The sequence below is a fragment of the Aurantimonas sp. DM33-3 genome (assembly GCF_014334315.1).
Classification (GTDB): Bacteria; Pseudomonadota; Alphaproteobacteria; order Rhizobiales; family Rhizobiaceae; genus Aurantimonas; species Aurantimonas coralicida.
In genome coordinates this window covers 101,156-116,833 of the sequence record NZ_JACSGS010000007.1, presented here as the reverse complement: position 1 = coordinate 116,833, position 15,678 = coordinate 101,156, and the positions used below count along the sequence as shown (strand labels likewise).

Below are 15,678 nucleotides of genomic sequence, written 5' to 3'. Positions count from 1 at the left end.
TGGGCAGCCTCGAATTCCCGTCATGGCGAAGTTCTGCGGCGATCTGCATGGGATCGCGGGCGACGCCGACGTGAATGCGCGGAGCTCCGAGAGCCGGCGCAGAACGAGATCAGACAGACGTCGATGATGCCGCGTTGCGGCATCCCCCGACAGCCCGAACGGAGCAAGACATGGCCGTACCCAAACGCAAAACGTCCCCGTCGAAGCGCGGCATGCGCCGTTCGGCGGACGCCCTCAAGGCACCGACCTACATCGAAGACAAGGATTCGGGCGAGCTGCGCCGTCCGCATCACGTCGACCTGAAGACCGGCATGTATCGCGGTCGCCAGATCCTGACGGTCAAGGAAAAGGCGTAAGCCCTTTCCCGGCTGCCTCGGCGGCCGGATCGATCAGCATGGAAAAGGGCCGGTCCGGCAGGACTGGCCCTTTTCGCGTTGTCTGCACTGCTGTCGCCACCGCGTAGCGTCCGCAGCCCGGTCCTCCCCCGGACGGCGGACGGCGCCGGTCGTGATCAGTCGGCCTTCTTGGTGTCGGTCTTGCGGGCATCCAGCGCCTCGATGCGCTTCTGCATCTCCACCAGCTGCTCGCGCATCGCCTTCAGATCGTCATCGGCCGGCCGCTCGCTGCGGCGCGGCGCAGCCGCCTCGCTGTCGCGCGAAGCCGGATCGGCCGCATTGCCCATGGCCCCGGCGGCAAACGGATTGAACACGGTCATGGCCTGCCGGAACATCTCGGTGTTGCGGCGGACCTGCTCCTCCATCAGCTTGATCGGCGTCTGCGCCATCGCGCTCGGCAGCTTGTCGCGAAAGCCTTCCTGCTCGCGCGAGAACGCGCTCATCGACTGTTCCAGATAGGCCGGAATGACCATCTGCATCTGGTCGCCGTAGAATCGGATGAGCTGGCGCAGGAAGGCGATCGGCATCAGGTTCTGACCGCCCTTGTTCTCCTGCTCGAAGATGATCTGGGTCAGCACCGAATGGGTGATGTCCTCGCCGGTCTTGGCGTCCTGAACCTCGAATTCCTCGTTCTTCTTGACCATCGCCGCCAGGTTTTCCAGCGTCACATACGTGCTGGTACCGGTGTTGTAGAGCCGGCGATTGGCGTATTTCTTGATGACCGTCACGTCCGAATTCTTGGCCATTCCTCACCCCCTAGCCCGCTGTTCCGGCGTCAACGTCGTCGGTTTGTGCGACTGCTTCGTTGCGCCGCATAAATGATAGGCACAAAACCCGGCGGTACTCAAACCATTCCCCGTGACCCGGCCGGGGCGCCTACCGCATCGCAGCGTCCGCCGGCGCGCGGCGCAACGCCGGGGATCGCGTTGACAGCCGCAAAGCGGCTCTGCGACAACCGATGGGAACCCGGTCGCGGCACCCTATCTGCCGCCGCACGGAATTCCTCGATCGCGGGCAGCCCGCAGGGAGACACAGGTCATGAGCAACGGACAATCGGTCGTCATCGTCGGCGCGGCGCGCACCCCGGTCGGCTCCTTCAACGGCGCGTTCGCCAACGTGCCTGCCCATGAGCTGGGCGCCGCGGCCATCCGCGAGGCGCTGGCCCGCGCCAAGGTCGACGCCGGTGATGTCGACGAGGTCATCATGGGCCAGATCCTGACCGCCGCCGAGGGCCAGAACCCGGCCCGCCAGGCGGCCATGGCGGCCGGCTGCCCGAAGGAGACCACCGCCTGGGCGCTGAACCAACTCTGCGGCTCGGGCCTGCGCACCGTCGCCATCGGCATGCAGCAGATCGCCCTCGGCGATGCCAGCATCATCGTGGCCGGCGGTCAGGAATCCATGTCCATGGCCCCGCATGCGGCGCATCTGCGCCAGGGCCAGAAGATGGGCGACCTGAAGATGGTCGACACCATGCTGAAGGACGGCCTGATCGACGCCTTCAACGGCTACCACATGGGCAACACGGCCGAGAACGTCTCGCGCCAGTGGCAGATCACCCGCGAGATGCAGGACGAGTTCGCCGTCGCCTCGCAGAACAAGGCCGAGGCCGCGCAGAAGGCCGGTCGCTTCAAGGACGAGATCGTCCCCTTCACCGTCAAGGGCCGCAAGGGCGACACGGTGGTCGAGGATGACGAGTACATCAAGCACGGCACGACGCTGGAGAAGGTGCAGAAGCTGCGCCCGGCCTTCGACAAGGAAGGCTCGGTCACGGCGGCCAACGCCTCGGGCATCAATGACGGCGCCGGCGCCACGGTGCTGATGAGCGAGGCCCAGGCCGAGCGGCGTGGCCTGACGCCGCTGGTGCGCATCGCCTCCTGGGCGACCGCCGGCGTCGATCCGTCAATCATGGGCACCGGCCCGATCCCGGCGTCGCGCAAGGCTCTCGAGAAGGCCGGCTGGAGCGTCGAGGATCTCGATCTCGTGGAGGCCAACGAGGCCTTCGCCGCCCAGGCCTGCGCGGTGAACAAGGACCTCGGCTGGAACCCGGACATCGTCAACGTCAATGGCGGCGCCATTGCCATCGGCCACCCGATCGGCGCATCCGGCACCCGCGTTCTCAACACGCTGATCCACGAGATGATCCGGCGCGACGCCAAGAAGGGTCTCGCCACCCTGTGCATCGGTGGCGGCATGGGCGTCGCAATGTGCTTCGAGCGCCCGTAGAGGCGCCGTCGTAAAACGGCGCGGCGGCATGACGGACCTGAACTTCGAACAGCTGGTGTTCTCGGGCGGCGGAACGCGCTGCTTCTGGCACGGCGGTTTCCTGGAGACGGTCCGTCGGCCGCTGGCCCTGACGCCGGCGCGCATCGCCGGCGTTTCCGGCGGCGCGCTGTCGGCGAGCTGCTTCATCGCCGGTCGCGACGAAACCCTGCTGGAGGTGATGGGCACGACCTTCGACCGCCGGTCGCAGAACGTCGCCACCAGCTGGAGCGAGGTGCAGGCCGACGGGCTGACGCCGCACCAGCGCATGTACCGGGAGATCGTCGCTGAGACGCTCGACCGGCAGGCCATCGCGGCGATCGCCGACGGCCCGTCCTTTCAGGTGTTGCTGGCCCATCCGCCGACCCGGCGCCTGCCGAAATGGTCGACCTTCCCGCTGATGGCGGCCTATCTCCTCGATCTCGCCGTCCGCTCGACCCCGAAGGTCGTGCTGCCGACGGCGCTCGGCACCGACCAGATCCTCGTTGACGCCAGGCAGGCGGCCCGCGACGGGCGCCTGATCGACCTGGTCTGCAGTGCCGCCGTGATCCCGCCGGTGTTCAACATCGAGGGCTGGAACGGCCGCCCGGTCATCGACGGCGGGATGACGTCCAAGGCACCGATGCCCGATCCCAACGAGGGCCGGACGCTCATCCTGCTCACCCGCCGGTTCCGTCACCTGCCGCAATCGGAGAGCTGCCTCTATGTCGAGCCGTCCGAAGCGGTGCCGGCCGACAAGATCGATTTCACCGACCGCAAGAAGATCGAGGACACCTGGCGGCAGGGCGCCAGCGACGGCAAGGCCTTCCTGCTCCGGCACGGGCTGGGAACCGACGCGCCGGCCTTCGCACATGACAAGACACTCGGAACGCGCGACGCTCACGCGTCGGGATAATCCAAACGGGAGGAAGACATGGGAAGAGTTGCAATCGTCACCGGCGGCACGCGCGGTATCGGCGCGGCCATCGCCAAGGCGCTGAAGGCGGCCGGCTACACGGTCGCGGCGACCTATGCCGGCAATGACGAGAAGGCCAACGCCTTCAAGGACGCCACCGGCATCGCCGTCTACAAATGGGATGTTTCGTCCTACGAGGCCTGCGCGGAGGGCATTGCCAAGGTCGAGGCCGAGCACGGCCCCGTCGAGATCCTGGTCAACAATGCCGGCATCACGCGGGACGCCATGTTCCACAAGATGACGCCCGAGCAATGGCAGGAGGTCATCGGCACCAATCTCAACGGCCTGTTCAACATGACCCGGCCGGTCTGGGAGGGCATGCGGTCGCGCAATTTCGGCCGGATCATCAATATCTCGTCGATCAACGGCCAGAAGGGTCAGGCCGGCCAGGCGAACTATTCCGCCGCCAAGGCCGGCGACATCGGCTTCTCCAAGGCGCTGGCCCAGGAAGGCGCCAAGAAGGGCATCACCGTCAACACGATCTGCCCCGGCTACATCAACACCGAGATGATGGCGACGATCTCCGACGATGTAATGCAGAAGCACATCCTGCCGCAGATCCCGGTCGGCCGTCTCGGCGAAGCCGAAGAGATCGCCCGCTGCGTGGTGTTCCTGGCCTCGGATGACGCGGGCTTCATCACCGGCTCGACGCTCTCGGCGAATGGCGGCCAGTACCTGCACTGACGGACCGCGAAATTCGCGATCACACGGGGATGGCGTCCACGCAGCGTCGTCCCCGACCGTCGCGAACCGATGTCACGTTCCCCTGCCTGATAGTCACGGAACCAAAGGACCACGATCTCGGTTTGGGCTCCGCACACGCGCTGGAGTTGTTTCCGGTCGCGCGATTTTGGGTGAGGAGTCGAGCCGTGATCAGCAGGAAAAGCCTTTACGCAGTGGTGGCCGTCGCGGCGATGACCGCAGCCACGCCGGTGCTGTCCCAGAGCGTCCAGATCGGTCGCGACGGGATCCGCATCGTCCCCCAAGAACAGATGCGCGATCACGACCGGCGCGACCACGATCGCCGGGATCGGCGCGAGGAAGCCCGCCGCGATGTCTCCGAGCGCGATGCGGTGCGCATCGCCAAGCGTCAGGGCATGCGCCAGGTCCACGTCGTCACGAGCAGCCGCGGCGCCTACCGCGTCGAGGGCTCCGACCGGCGCAAGCGCCAGATGCGTGTCGAGATCGACCGCCGCAGCGGCGAGGTCCTGTCGGTCCGCTGACCTGACGGGAACACGCGCGTCGCGCGGCAACTGATCGACGGCGCGGCCTGCGCCCATCGGTGATGACCCCAAACAACGAAGGCCCCGGTGGAGCGTATCCGCCGGGGCCTTCGTCATTTCACATGTCGCAGATAGTTACAGGATACCGCCGGAACTGCCGAGGATCGCCAGGGCCGGCGACGTCGCCGTGCTCGTCGACTGGGCTTCCTGCAGCGCGAGATAGCGGCTGATGAACCGCTCCAGCCCCTTCGGATCCTTCAGCGTTTCCAGGTCCAGCTTCTTCTCGATGGTCCGCTTCTGCAGGTCGAGATTGCTTTGGCTCGACTCGGCCGGCAGGCCCACCGCCGTCTGCACCACGGTCAGCAGCGCCGGATCGGCGAGGATCTCGTAGATCGATGTCAGTTCGGGTGCCAGGCGGCGGAAATAGAGGGCCAGGCGCACCGACTCGTTGTCGGCGCCGGCCTCTTCTTCCATGGTCTGGCGCAGGTAGAAATCCTGCGTCGACAGGAAGTCGCTGGCGCTCTGGATCTCGTGCGCACCGCGCTCGATGCCGCCATCGGGAGTGAAGGCATAGGCGGCCGCAAATTCGATCAGGCGGCGATCGCCCGACTTGTTGACGAAGCTCTGGGGATCGGACGGGTCGCTGGTCAGGACCGAGACGAGATCCTTCTGCGACAGGCGATCGGCTTCGAGCCCATATGCCTTCAGCGCAAAGTTCACGACGGTCTTGTTGGTGACGAAGTCGTTGACGGAGACGATGGACAGGAGCGCCTTCTTGTAGGCCGAGGTGGCCTCGGTGATCGCCTTGCTTTCGGCTGTCGTCGGCGTGTCACCGAAGGATTCCGCGTAGCGCGTGGCGGTGTCGATCTGGTTGGCTTCGGTCTGGGCGATGCGCTGGGCCGCGATCTTGCCGCTGTCGTCAAAGTTGAACGCCGCGGCCAGCTTCACATAGCGATCGTCACCCAGCGAATTGGCGTAGGACGACGGATCGGACGGGTCGCTGCGCAGCACCCGCATGATGCTGCTGCGGCTCTCGGTCGCCGGATCGAGGCCGAAAGCCTTCAGGGCGTAGTCGTAGACCGCCGAACTCGAGACGAACTGGCGCACGGTCGACATGCCGCTCACCGCCACGCGGAACAGGCTGGTAGCAATCTTGTCGTTACCGGCCGTGGCGGTGCGGTAATTAGCGAAATAGCCGTCGACCGTCGCTTCGCGCGCGGCGTCGCTCTGGGCGGGTTCGCCAACCGGCAGATTGCCCTGGGTGTCGAAATTGAACCGCTCGTTGAGAAGCTTGTACTTCTCCTTGCGCGCAAGCGAGGCCGGCGTGTCCTCCGGCATCTGGTTCAGGTCGCTGTTCGGATCGGCGGGATCGCTGGTCAGAAGCGTCCAGGCGTAGGCCGGCATTTCCGAATCGCTGAGGCCCACCGAACTGAGCGCCATGCCGAACAGGCGTGGATCGTTGACCAGTTCGTCGGCGGTTCGGATCTGGCCGATCTTGGCTTCGTAGTAGCTGACCTGGTAGGCCGCCGCCTGCTCGCTCGTGGCGAGACCCTTCTTGGCAAAGTAGTTGAAGACCGTGGTGTTGGCCTCGCTCTCGCTCTGCAGGCCACCGGCGGGGATCGACCCATCCGGCTCGAAGGCGAGCATGGCGGCGAGATCGGCATAGCGGTTGTCGCCATTGGCAGCCGGCCCGTCGGCGGCATTACCGGTCAGGACATCGCGGATGAAGGCGCGCGACGCGATGGACGGGTCGATGCCGACCGAGGCCAGCGACACGTTGAAGAGATGCGTGCTGTTGAGGAAATCGTCGACATTGGAGATGGCGCCGATGCCGTCCATGTAGCCCTTGGCGGCCGTCGCATGCACCTGGCCGGCACGAGTGCGGTAGTCCGAATAGGCCTCGACGACGAGATCGGTCTGGCCGACCGACTGCGCCACCAGGACCGGCGGCTCGGCGTTGTTGATGAAGCTGAATGCCTTGGCGAAGGTCCGGTAGCGCTCGTCCGACAGCTTGTTCGCAAGGCTCGTCGAATCGCTGAGATCGCTTTCCAGAACCTTCTTGATCAGGGCCCTCGAACCGATCTGCTCTTCCAGCCCATGCGCCTTCATGGCGTAGGAATAGAGCCGGTAATCCGCCATGAACTCGTCGATCGTCGAGACCGAATGGATGTTCGTCCGGTAGTACTCCGCCTCGCGCTTGACCACCGGATCGGCCGCGATGCGGTCGAGCGTGCGGGTCATGTCGCGGGTGTAGAGCTGGTACGAAAGCGTATTGGAGAGCATGCCGGCGTTTCCTGGCCGTGCGGACCGCACGTGACACTACGGCCGCGGAAGGCGGCACACGGGCGGCAGCTTACCGGGCAAATCCTTAACCGGGACTGGATACGCCCCCGGAAAAGCGATTCGCCGTCGTCATTTGCTCAATCGACCGTAAGTATCCGACCCTGCGCGTCCGACCGGATCGCAAGGTCGAGCAGCGTCTGCACCTGCGCCGCATGGCGGAAATCCGGCTGGCCGTTCACGCCCGACAGGAGCGCCAGCACGAAACGGTCGGCGTTGCGCGGTGTCGGCGGGCAGTCGAGCACCTTCCAGGTCTGCGTCTCGATATCGGGCCCGAGACAGGCAGACAGCGTCGAGTCCGTCGTGTTGGACCAGATCTTCAGAGCGCCCTTTTCGCCGTGGATGGTCAGGTCGAGATCGTTCTCCCTGCCGGTCGCCGAGCGGCTCATATGGACGACGCCCAGCGCGCCGTTGCCGAATTCCACGGTCATCGCGCAGGAATCGTTGGCGTCGAGCCCGTAGTCGCCGATCGCGCCGCCCTCGGCCTTGTCGAAGGTCTTCAGCCGCGCGCCCAGCGCGGCGATGTCGAGACCGGTGCCGAAGGTGACGAAGTCGAGGATGTGGATGCCGATATCGCCGAGGACGCCGCCCGAGCCATGGGCCGTCGACAGCCGCCACAGCCATCGCTCGTCGGTCCGCCAGTCGCCCCAGTGGCGCGCCGTCAGCCAGCTCTGCAGATAGCTCGCGGCAACATGCCGGATGTCGCCGATCTCGCCCGCCTCGATCATCCGCCGCGCCATCTGGATGGCATGGGCGTTGCGGTAGGTCAGGTTGACCATGTTGATCAAGCCGGCCGCTTCCGCCGCCGCGACCATCTCGAAGGCGTCGGTCGCATGAACCGCCAGCGGCTTCTCGCAGAACACCGCCTTGCCGTGTTCGAGAACCCGCAGCGTCGTCGGCTTGTGGACCTGGTCGGGCGTCGCGTTGACCACCGCCTCGAAACCACCCCAGGCCAGCGCGGCGTCGAGATTGTCGAACGCATGCGGGATGCCGTGCAGGGCGGCGAAAGCCCGGGCCCGTTCGGCATTGGTGTCGCAGGCCGCAACGACCGTGCAGCCCGGGATCGAGCCGAAATGCTCGGCATGGCGATGGGCGATGCTGCCGGTGCCGAGGATCAGGATGCGCTTCGCACCCGCCGCGGCCCCGGACGGCGAGGTCGCCCCGCCGGTCATCGAAAGCCCGCCTCGCCGTCCTTGTGGAGCGAGGCGCCGCGCTGCTCGATCGGCTCGGGTGCCTTGTCGACCGGCACGTTCGGCGCGTTCGACACGTCGGACCAGGCGGGAACCGGGTTGTACGCCCAGTGCACCGCGTTGCGCAGGACGGTCTGCACGGCCGGCTCGTGATAGATCGGATAGGTCTCGTGGCCGGGGCTGAAATAGAAGATGTTGCCCGCCCCGCGCCGGTAGGTCAGGCCGGAGCGGAACACCTCGCCGCCCTCGAACCAGGAGATGAACACCGTCTCCAGCGGCTCGGGCACCAGGAACGGTTCGCCATACATCTCCGCCTGGGGCAGCTCGATCGACGGTCCGAGCCCCTGCGCGATCGGATGCGAGCGGTTGATCGTCCACAGCCGTTCGCGCTCGCCCGCCTCGCGCCAGCGCAGCGAACAGGGCGTGCCCATCAGCCGCTTGAAGATCTTCGAGAAGTGACCCGAATGCAGGACGATCAGGCCCATGCCCTGATGCACCCGCTCGGCGACGCGGTCGACCGTCTCGTCGCTGACCTGGCCATGCGCCTTGTGCCCCCACCAGAGGAGCACGTCCGTGGCGTCGAGCCGTTCCTGCGGCAGGCCGTGCTCTGGCGCGTCCATCGTTGCCGTCGAGACGTCGACCTCCGGGTCCTGCCGCAAGGCGGCGGCGATCGTCTCGTGGATGCCGTCCGGATAGATCGCCCGGACCTCGGCTTCCTCGCGCTCGTGGACGAACTCGTTCCAGACGACGGTGCGGATTGCCATGACGGTCTCCGATATGCCGAACTGCAGGGTGCCTTGCCTGCGCCCGGGGCGAAGGTTCCCCTCGCCCCGGACGCAAGCCGATCAGATGGCCTCGAGCAGCGCGAAGGGAAGCTGTGCCAGCACCGTCGCCAGGGAGAGGTCGGCAGGCAGCTCATGCTCCTGCCCGGTGACCACGTCGCGATAGGTGCGTCCGGCAAGCCCTTCCGGCAGGCGGATCGACGTCTCCTGCCAACGCTCGGCCGGCACGTCGATCGCCTCGCGCCCGTCGAGCAGGGTCAGGCAGAGCCGCGGCGCGATGGTGATCGCGACGTGTCCGGCCTCGTCGGTGCGGGCAAAGGCGACGACATGCGCCGCCATCGCGCCTTCGACCGCCAGCGGCACATAGGCCCCCGAGGTGAACAGCGCCGGCGCACGCTGGCGCATCGCCAGTCCGCGCGCGACGATCATCGCCTTCAGATGGCCGCTTCGCCAGTCGGCCAGCGCGTCTGCCGGATCGCCCGCTTCCGCCAGAGCGCCGGAGATCGATGCGAAGTCGACGGTCCGCCGGTTGTCCGGATCGACCAGGGAGAAATCGTAGAACTCGGTGCCCTGGTAGATGTCGGGCACGCCTGGCGCTGCCATCTTGATCGCCGTCTGGGACAGCGAATTCAGCGCACCGGCAGCCACGAAGGGCTGCGCCGCCGCCCAGAAGCCGGAGAGGAAATCGCCGGTCTTCTTCGGGTCGAGCAGCGCATGGACGAAGTCCTGTACGCCGGCTTCATAGGCTTCGGCCGGCGAGGTCCAGCTGGTCCAGCGCTTGGCCTCGCGCACCGCCTTCTCGGCATAGGCGGCCAGGCGTTCGGCGATCGCGGCACAGGCGTCGGTGTCGGCCGCGTCGAAATCCGTCGGCAGGACGCCGAGCAGCGACTGGTAGAGGCCCCATTCCGTCGCCGGCTCGGGCGCTTCCATCTGGCCGCCGTCGATGGAATGGCGGAACGGCGCGAGCTGCTCGGCATATCCGCGCACCAGCGACTGCCAGTGCTCCGGCGCTTCGGAGAGGGTGTAGAGCCGCGCCCGGGCGTCCTCGCCGCGCTTGGTGTCGTGGGTCGAGGTCGCCAGCATGCCTTCCGGCTGATCCTCGACCCGGATCTGCATCGCCTCGTGGAAGAGATCGACATCGGCGCCGTAATGATCCGGCTCGCCGCCCACCTCGTTCAGCGCGATCAGGCGGTTGTAGCGGTAGAACACCGTGTCCTCGACGGCCTTGGCCATCACCGCGCCGGTGGTCTGCTGCAGGCGGCGGGTGAAGTCGAGCGCTCCGGCGACATCGGCGCCGTCCTCGAAATCGAGCTTCAGGAGCCGGCCGATGAACTGGATCGGCTCGTCCGCCTCGACCTCGCGGCCGGTCATGGCCAGATCGACGGCGTCGTCGATGATCGCGATGTCACGGCGCGGCACGCCGTCGACCGAGACATAGGTGCGATAGACCGGCAGTGCCGTCGCCACCTCGACGATGGCGCGGGCCATGGTGTCGGCGCCCAGATCGCGGGTCGCAAGGCCGCGCCCGGCCACCGACAGGGCAAGGCCCGTCAGATAGGACAGTTCACCGGCCAGGTTGCGCTGGAAGATCGCCCGCTTCTGCCGGGTGATCATGGCCCGCAGGTCTTCCTCCTCGCCGAGGAAATCGTGATAGGCGTCGGTCATCGGCGCCTCGCGGGCAGCGTCGACGTAGAGCCCGGACAGGGCGGTGATGAATTCGTAGCCGGTCGTGCCGGCAATCTCCCAGGACGTACGCAGGCGCTCGTCGCCGGTCAGGATCTTCTCGACATGGATCGAGGGCGAGCGGCGGACCGAATGAAACGCCTGGCGCAGATCCTCCAGATAGCCCTTCGGATCGGCGAGGCCGTCGACATGGTCGATGCGGATGCCGTCGAGCCGGCGTTCGCGCGCCAGCCGCATGATCATCTGGTGGGATTCGCGGAAGACCCGGCGCGATTCCTGGCGCACGCCGATCAGGTCGGCGATCTCGAAGAACCGCCGATAGGTCAGCTTCTCGCGGGCCGTACGCCACCAGGCGAGCCGCCAGGCCTGCGCCTCGTGCAGATCGTGCAGCGCAGCCTCATCGCCCCGGATCGTCGCCAGCGCCTTGTCCAGGGCGGAGCGGAAGGCTGGATCGGCCAGATGCTCGTGGAACCGCTCGGTCATCTCGTCGGCCTCGGTCGGCGTCGAGACGGCGAAGCGGCGGATCAGCCGGTCCTTGTCCGGATGATCCATCAGGCCGAAGATATGGCCATAGGTGCGCGGATCGATCGGCAGGCCGTAGCCGGAGGCATCGAAACGCAGGCTCGACGTCGGCTCGTCGAAGACGACGGAGAGATCGCCGTCGGCCAGTGCCTCGCCATAGGGCTTGGCCAGGACCGGCACGAGGATCTTCTCGGCCTCCCAGGAGATGTCGAAGGTGCCGGCATAGCGGCTTTCGCGGCCCCAGCGCAGCACGTCCTCCCACCAGTGGTTGGTCGGCGAGACACCCATGTGGTTCGGCACGAAGTCGAGGATCAGGCCGAGATCGGCCTTCACCAGCGCGTCGCTCATCCTGGTGAAGCCGGCGACCCCGCCCAGATCCTCCTCGAAGGAATTGTAGTCGGTGACGTCGTAGCCGTGGGTGGAGCCCGGCGAGGCGGCGAAGATCGGCGAAGCGTAGAGATGGCTGGCGCCCAGCTTGCCGACATAGGCGGCGAGATCCGCGGCGACCGCGAAATCGGTGCCCTCGCGAAACTGCAGGCGATAGGTGGCGACGAGTTGGCGACTCATTATGCGTTCGGCCTTTCTTCGCGCATGGCCTTGGCCATGGCCCGGAAGCGTTCGTGATCGATCAGCCCCTCGAGGGGCACGTCGGATCGGATGCGCCAATTGGGATACTGGTCGGTGGTGCCGGGCAGGTTCGGCTGGCGCTCCTGCCCTACCATGTCTTCGAGCTGCACGGTCAGAAGCAGCGACGGCGTACGCGCGACATAGCAATGGATGGCGACGGCGATCGCCGCCGGCAGCGCCTCGGGCAGATCGGCACCGCCCGCAAGGGTCAGCGCCTCCATGTCCTTGGGCAGCAGCTTCGCCTTGGCGAGCGCTGCGAGCAATGCGACGCGGTCGTGGCGGCGCGCGGCGAGATCGCGCTCGGTCGCGGCCTCGTCCTGGGTGCCGGCCTCGGCGCGCAGCTGGACGTCGGCGCCCGTCCACCAACCGGCGAGCGTCGCCAGATCGTGGGTGGAGACGCAGGCCAGCGCCAGTTCGGGATAGTCTTGGGGCTCGACGAAACGGTCGTCCTGCCGCTCGAAATAGAGCACGCGGTAGGACAGGATGTTGGCGTCCTCCATCGTGCCACGAAAGCCTTCCGGGACCGTGCCGAGATCCTCGCCGATGACCAGGCATTCATTGGCCTCGGAGGCTTCGGCCAGGGCGTCGACCATCGCGCCGAGCGGATAGCGGACATAGCCGCCGCCCGAGGAGCCGGCATCCTGCGGGATCCACCACAGCCGCGCCAGACTCATGGCGTGATCGATGCGGACGGCGCCGGCATGGCGGGTCAGCGCCTCAAAGGAGGCGCGCAGCGGCCGGTAGTCGCGCTCGGCCAGCACCTTGGGCGACAGCGGCGCGAGGCCCCAGTCCTGGCCCTGGCTGTTGAACATGTCCGGCGGCGAGCCGACCCGGGCCGCATTGACCGTCAGCGACGGATCGCTCCAGGTCTCGGCCCCGTCCGGCGCAACGCCGACGGCGAGATCGAGATAGAGACCGATCGTCATGCCGGCGGACCGGGCCGTCGCCTGTGCCGCCGCCAGCTGCGCTTCGGCGGTGAATTGCAGCCACGCATGGAAGGTCAGCCGGTCGGCATGGGCGGCGGCGAATTCAGCAACCGCCGGGCTCGTGCGGTCCTGCAGTTCCTGCGGCCAGTTGTGCCAGCCCGCATGGCCGCCATCGGCCACCTGCGCTTCCGAGATCGCCTCGAACAGGGCGAAACCCGCCAGCGCCTCGCCGCCGGCCGCCCGGAACCGGGCGAAGGCTTCGGAGGCCTCGATGTCGGCGCGGTTCGCTGCAAAGACCCGCTCCAGCGCCTGCCGCTTCACCCGGCCGACGGCTGGATAATCGACGAGGTCGCCGTCGAGCGCATCGAACAGTTCCGGGCTTTCCCGGCGCAATGCGGCCACCACCCCGTCGCCGCCGTCGAGGCGATCGATGGCGATGTAGAGCGGATTGAGGAAACTGCGGGTCGAGGGCGAATAGGGGCTGAAGCGGCCGGCATCGGCCATGAACAGGGCGTGCAGCGGATTGACGCCGACGAAGGAGGCGCCCTCGCGTGCCGCGGTCACCGCCAGATCGGCGAGATCGGTGAAATCGCCGAGGCCGAGATTGCGCGCCGAGCGGAGGCCGTAGAGCTGGCAGGCAACGCCCCAGCGACGCTGCCCCTTCACCGCTGCCGGCAGCGCGCAGGCGCGTTCGGGCGTGTGATGGGCTTCGGCAAAGCGGCCCTTCGCACCGGTGTCCGGATCGACGTCGAGCGCCGCCAGCAGGCTGTGCACCGCCGCATCGGAAATGCGGACCGGCTCGCCCATCTCGGACGTATATTCGACCTGGATGCCATGGCTTTCCGCGAGGTCCTGCAGGGCGCGGCTCAAGAGACCGGCCCCGCGATCAGGTTCTGGTTTTCGAGGCGGAACACAACGGAGGTGCCCGGCAGAATGCCGCTCTTCAGCTGCTCGTCGGCGCCCTTCGGATAGGCGTGCACCAGCGTCCCGCAGGTCAGATCGCTCTTGGCGACAGTGTCGGGGATCGGCCACGGCTCGTCGTCGAGATTGGCGAAGAGGTGCAGCACTGTCCCGCCGGCCAGCTCCCAGGCCACGACGAAGGCCTTGGACGCGTCCGACGCGAACCACGTGCCGCCATTGCCGCCGATGCCCTTCAAAAGCGGAACGATCGCGGACTGGCGCTTGGCCAGCAATTGCCGCGTCAGTTCCAGCCGGCGCCGATAGGTCGGCCGCTCGGGCATGGTCCAGTCGACCCGCGAATTGTGGAAGGTGCTTTCCTCGTTCGGATCGGGGATCAGCTGGCGCGCTTCCTCGTCCTGGAACGCCCCGAACTTGGCGAATTCATTGCGCCGGCCCTCGCGCACCGCGGTGCCGAGTTCGCCGTCGAAATCGGTGAAGAAGCTGAACGGATGGGTGTCGCCGAACTCCTCGCCCATGAACATCAGCGGGATCTGCGGCGATAAGAGCAGGATGGTCTGCAGGCATTCGACAGCGCGACGCGAGCCGAGATCCGTCAGCCGGTCGCCGAAGGCGCGATTGCCGATCTGGTCGTGGTTCTGGACGAAATTGACGAAGGCCGTCGGCGGCAGATGCGCCGAATTCTCGCCCACCTCGTGACCGCGATGCTCGGAATACTCGCCCTGGAAGACGAAGCCGGTGGCCAGGCACTTGGCCATCTGCTCGACGCTGTGGCCGACATAGTCGGCGTAGTAATTGTCGTATTCATGGGTCGCGATGACATGGGCGCAATGATGGAAATCGTCATTCCATTCGCCCGAGACCAGCGCCGGCTGCCCGGCCTCGTCGCGGGCGACATGCCAGGTGATGTTGCGGTCGTCCTCGGTGGTCAGATGCACGTGGCGATCGGGAAAGGCCGCCCGGACCCGCGCGGCCAGTTCCTTCACCAGCGGCGTGTCGGTGGTGTCCTTGATGGAGTCGATCGCGTCGAGGCGCAGGCCGTCGATCCGGTATTCCTCGAGCCAGTAGAGCGCATTGTCGATCATGAACTCGCGCACCGGCGCTTCGTCATAGGCGATCGCCGCGCCCCAGGGGGTGTGGATCTCCTCGTGGAAGAACTCCGGCGCATAGGAGCCGATGTAGTTCCCGTCGGGTCCGAAATGGTTGTAGACAACGTCGAGGAAGACCATCAGGCCGCGCTCATGCGCCGCGTCGACCAGCCGCTTGAGACCGTCGACGCCGCCATAGACCTCGTGCGGGCAGTAGAGCAGCACGCCGTCATAGCCCCAGCCGCGACGGCCGCCGAACTGGGCGACGGGCATCAACTCGACCGCGGTGATCCCGAGGTCCCGCAGATAGTCGAGGCGCTCGATCATCGCCTCGAAGGTGCCGGCCTCGGTGAAGGTGCCGGTGTGGAGCTCGTAGAAGACTACCTCTTCCCAGGGCCGACCGGCCCAGTCGGCGGTCTTCCAGGCATAGGATCGCGGATCGACCAGTTTCGACAGGCCGTGCACGTCGCCCATCTGGGCACGCGCCGCCGGGTCGGGCACGACCATGCCGTCATCGACGCGGAAACCGTAGCCGCCGCCGACGGCAACCTGATCGGTCGTGACCCGCCACCAACCGGCGGCGTCCTTTTCCATCGCAAGGAAGTCGTTCTCGCCGCCCTGGCCGCCAACGACGAGATCGACATGCCCGGCGCCGGGCGCCCAGAGCCGGAAGACGGTCCCGTCATCCCCATGCCGTGTGCCCCAGGACGTGTCGAAGGAGAAACGATTGCCGCCTGTCATATGCCTGTCCCGTCAATTCCATGGGCCGA

12 protein-coding genes are annotated in these 15,678 nt (G+C 66.9%); 5 read left to right on the top strand and 7 right to left on the bottom strand.

Features of this window, described 5'->3' with window-relative positions; translation table 11 throughout:
• The first annotated feature begins 170 nt into the window (after positions 1–170).
• Positions 171–356 (top strand): 50S ribosomal protein L32, encoded by a 186-nt coding sequence (gene rpmF, locus H9Q09_RS11625; protein ID WP_024349798.1) that lies wholly within the window; start codon positions 171–173, stop codon positions 354–356.
• Positions 357–511: 155 nt separating this feature from the next.
• Here rpmF and phaR read toward each other — a convergent pair whose 3' ends face one another.
• Positions 512–1,141, bottom strand: coding sequence for a polyhydroxyalkanoate synthesis repressor PhaR (gene phaR / locus H9Q09_RS11620; protein ID WP_187391162.1), 630 nt, complete (start codon positions 1,139–1,141; stop codon positions 512–514).
• Positions 1,142–1,433: 292 nt separating this feature from the next.
• Here phaR and H9Q09_RS11615 point away from each other — a divergent pair, with 292 nt between their 5' ends.
• The 4 genes from H9Q09_RS11615 to H9Q09_RS11600 all read left to right on the top strand — a co-directional run bounded on the left by H9Q09_RS11615 (position 1,434) and on the right by H9Q09_RS11600 (position 4,832).
• A complete protein-coding gene (locus H9Q09_RS11615) occupies positions 1,434–2,618 on the top strand; it encodes an acetyl-CoA C-acetyltransferase (RefSeq protein ID WP_187391161.1) in 1,185 nt (394 codons plus the stop codon).
• Positions 2,619–2,646: 28 nt separating this feature from the next.
• A complete protein-coding gene (locus H9Q09_RS11610) occupies positions 2,647–3,549 on the top strand; it encodes a patatin-like phospholipase family protein (protein ID WP_187391160.1) in 903 nt (300 codons plus the stop codon).
• A gap of 18 nt (positions 3,550–3,567) precedes the next feature.
• Positions 3,568–4,293, top strand: a complete 726-nt coding sequence (gene phbB, locus H9Q09_RS11605) for an acetoacetyl-CoA reductase (protein ID WP_187391159.1) — start codon at positions 3,568–3,570, stop codon at positions 4,291–4,293.
• A 185-nt stretch (positions 4,294–4,478) separates the two neighbouring features.
• Entirely contained in the window at positions 4,479–4,832 is a 354-nt protein-coding gene (locus H9Q09_RS11600; protein WP_228239353.1) for a PepSY domain-containing protein, read from the top strand.
• Between the two features lie 135 nt (positions 4,833–4,967).
• Here the strand turns inward: H9Q09_RS11600 and H9Q09_RS11595 are convergent, their stop codons facing one another.
• The 6 genes from H9Q09_RS11595 to treZ all read right to left on the bottom strand — a co-directional run bounded on the left by H9Q09_RS11595 (position 4,968) and on the right by treZ (position 15,649).
• On the bottom strand, positions 4,968–7,115 hold the full coding sequence (locus H9Q09_RS11595; protein ID WP_187391158.1) for a DUF1217 domain-containing protein: 2,148 nt from the start codon (positions 7,113–7,115) through the stop codon (positions 4,968–4,970).
• 137 nt (positions 7,116–7,252) lie between these two features.
• A complete protein-coding gene (locus tag H9Q09_RS11590) occupies positions 7,253–8,344 on the bottom strand; it encodes a Gfo/Idh/MocA family oxidoreductase (RefSeq protein WP_187391157.1) in 1,092 nt (363 codons plus the stop codon).
• The gene (locus H9Q09_RS11585; RefSeq protein ID WP_187391156.1) at positions 8,341–9,126 is read right to left on the bottom strand and encodes a ThuA domain-containing protein; all 786 of its coding nucleotides are present in this window, start codon (positions 9,124–9,126) and stop codon (positions 8,341–8,343) included. Before H9Q09_RS11585 ends, H9Q09_RS11590 begins: the two co-directional genes overlap by 4 nt.
• Before the next feature lie 81 nt (positions 9,127–9,207).
• A complete protein-coding gene (gene treY / locus H9Q09_RS11580; RefSeq protein ID WP_187391155.1) occupies positions 9,208–11,916 on the bottom strand; it encodes a malto-oligosyltrehalose synthase in 2,709 nt (902 codons plus the stop codon).
• Positions 11,916–13,772 (bottom strand): 4-alpha-glucanotransferase, encoded by a 1,857-nt coding sequence (gene malQ / locus H9Q09_RS11575; RefSeq protein WP_187391154.1) that lies wholly within the window; start codon positions 13,770–13,772, stop codon positions 11,916–11,918. Before malQ ends, treY begins: the two co-directional genes overlap by 1 nt.
• Positions 13,769–15,649 carry a malto-oligosyltrehalose trehalohydrolase gene (gene treZ / locus H9Q09_RS11570; RefSeq protein WP_187391153.1) on the bottom strand — a complete coding sequence of 627 codons (1,881 nt, stop codon included), beginning with the start codon at positions 15,647–15,649 and terminating at the stop codon, positions 13,769–13,771. Before treZ ends, malQ begins: the two co-directional genes overlap by 4 nt.
• Between the last annotated feature and the right edge of the window lie 29 nt (positions 15,650–15,678).

Bases quoted from the DNA above. Each gene is read 5' to 3' on its own strand.
- H9Q09_RS11590 (WP_187391157.1), bottom strand. From the start codon at position 8,344: ATGACCGGCGGGGCGACCTCGCCGTCCGGGGCCGCGGCGGGTGCGAAG.
- H9Q09_RS11585 (WP_187391156.1), bottom strand. From the start codon at position 9,126: ATGGCAATCCGCACCGTCGTCTGGAACGAGTTCGTCCACGAGCGCGAG.
- phaR (WP_187391162.1), bottom strand. From the start codon at position 1,141: ATGGCCAAGAATTCGGACGTGACGGTCATCAAGAAATACGCCAATCGC.
- H9Q09_RS11615 (WP_187391161.1), top strand. From the start codon at position 1,434: ATGAGCAACGGACAATCGGTCGTCATCGTCGGCGCGGCGCGCACCCCG.
- treZ (WP_187391153.1), bottom strand. From the start codon at position 15,649: ATGACAGGCGGCAATCGTTTCTCCTTCGACACGTCCTGGGGCACACGG.
- H9Q09_RS11610 (WP_187391160.1), top strand. From the start codon at position 2,647: ATGACGGACCTGAACTTCGAACAGCTGGTGTTCTCGGGCGGCGGAACG.
- treY (WP_187391155.1), bottom strand. From the start codon at position 11,916: ATGAGTCGCCAACTCGTCGCCACCTATCGCCTGCAGTTTCGCGAGGGC.
- phbB (WP_187391159.1), top strand. From the start codon at position 3,568: ATGGGAAGAGTTGCAATCGTCACCGGCGGCACGCGCGGTATCGGCGCG.
- rpmF (WP_024349798.1), top strand. From the start codon at position 171: ATGGCCGTACCCAAACGCAAAACGTCCCCGTCGAAGCGCGGCATGCGC.
- H9Q09_RS11595 (WP_187391158.1), bottom strand. From the start codon at position 7,115: ATGCTCTCCAATACGCTTTCGTACCAGCTCTACACCCGCGACATGACC.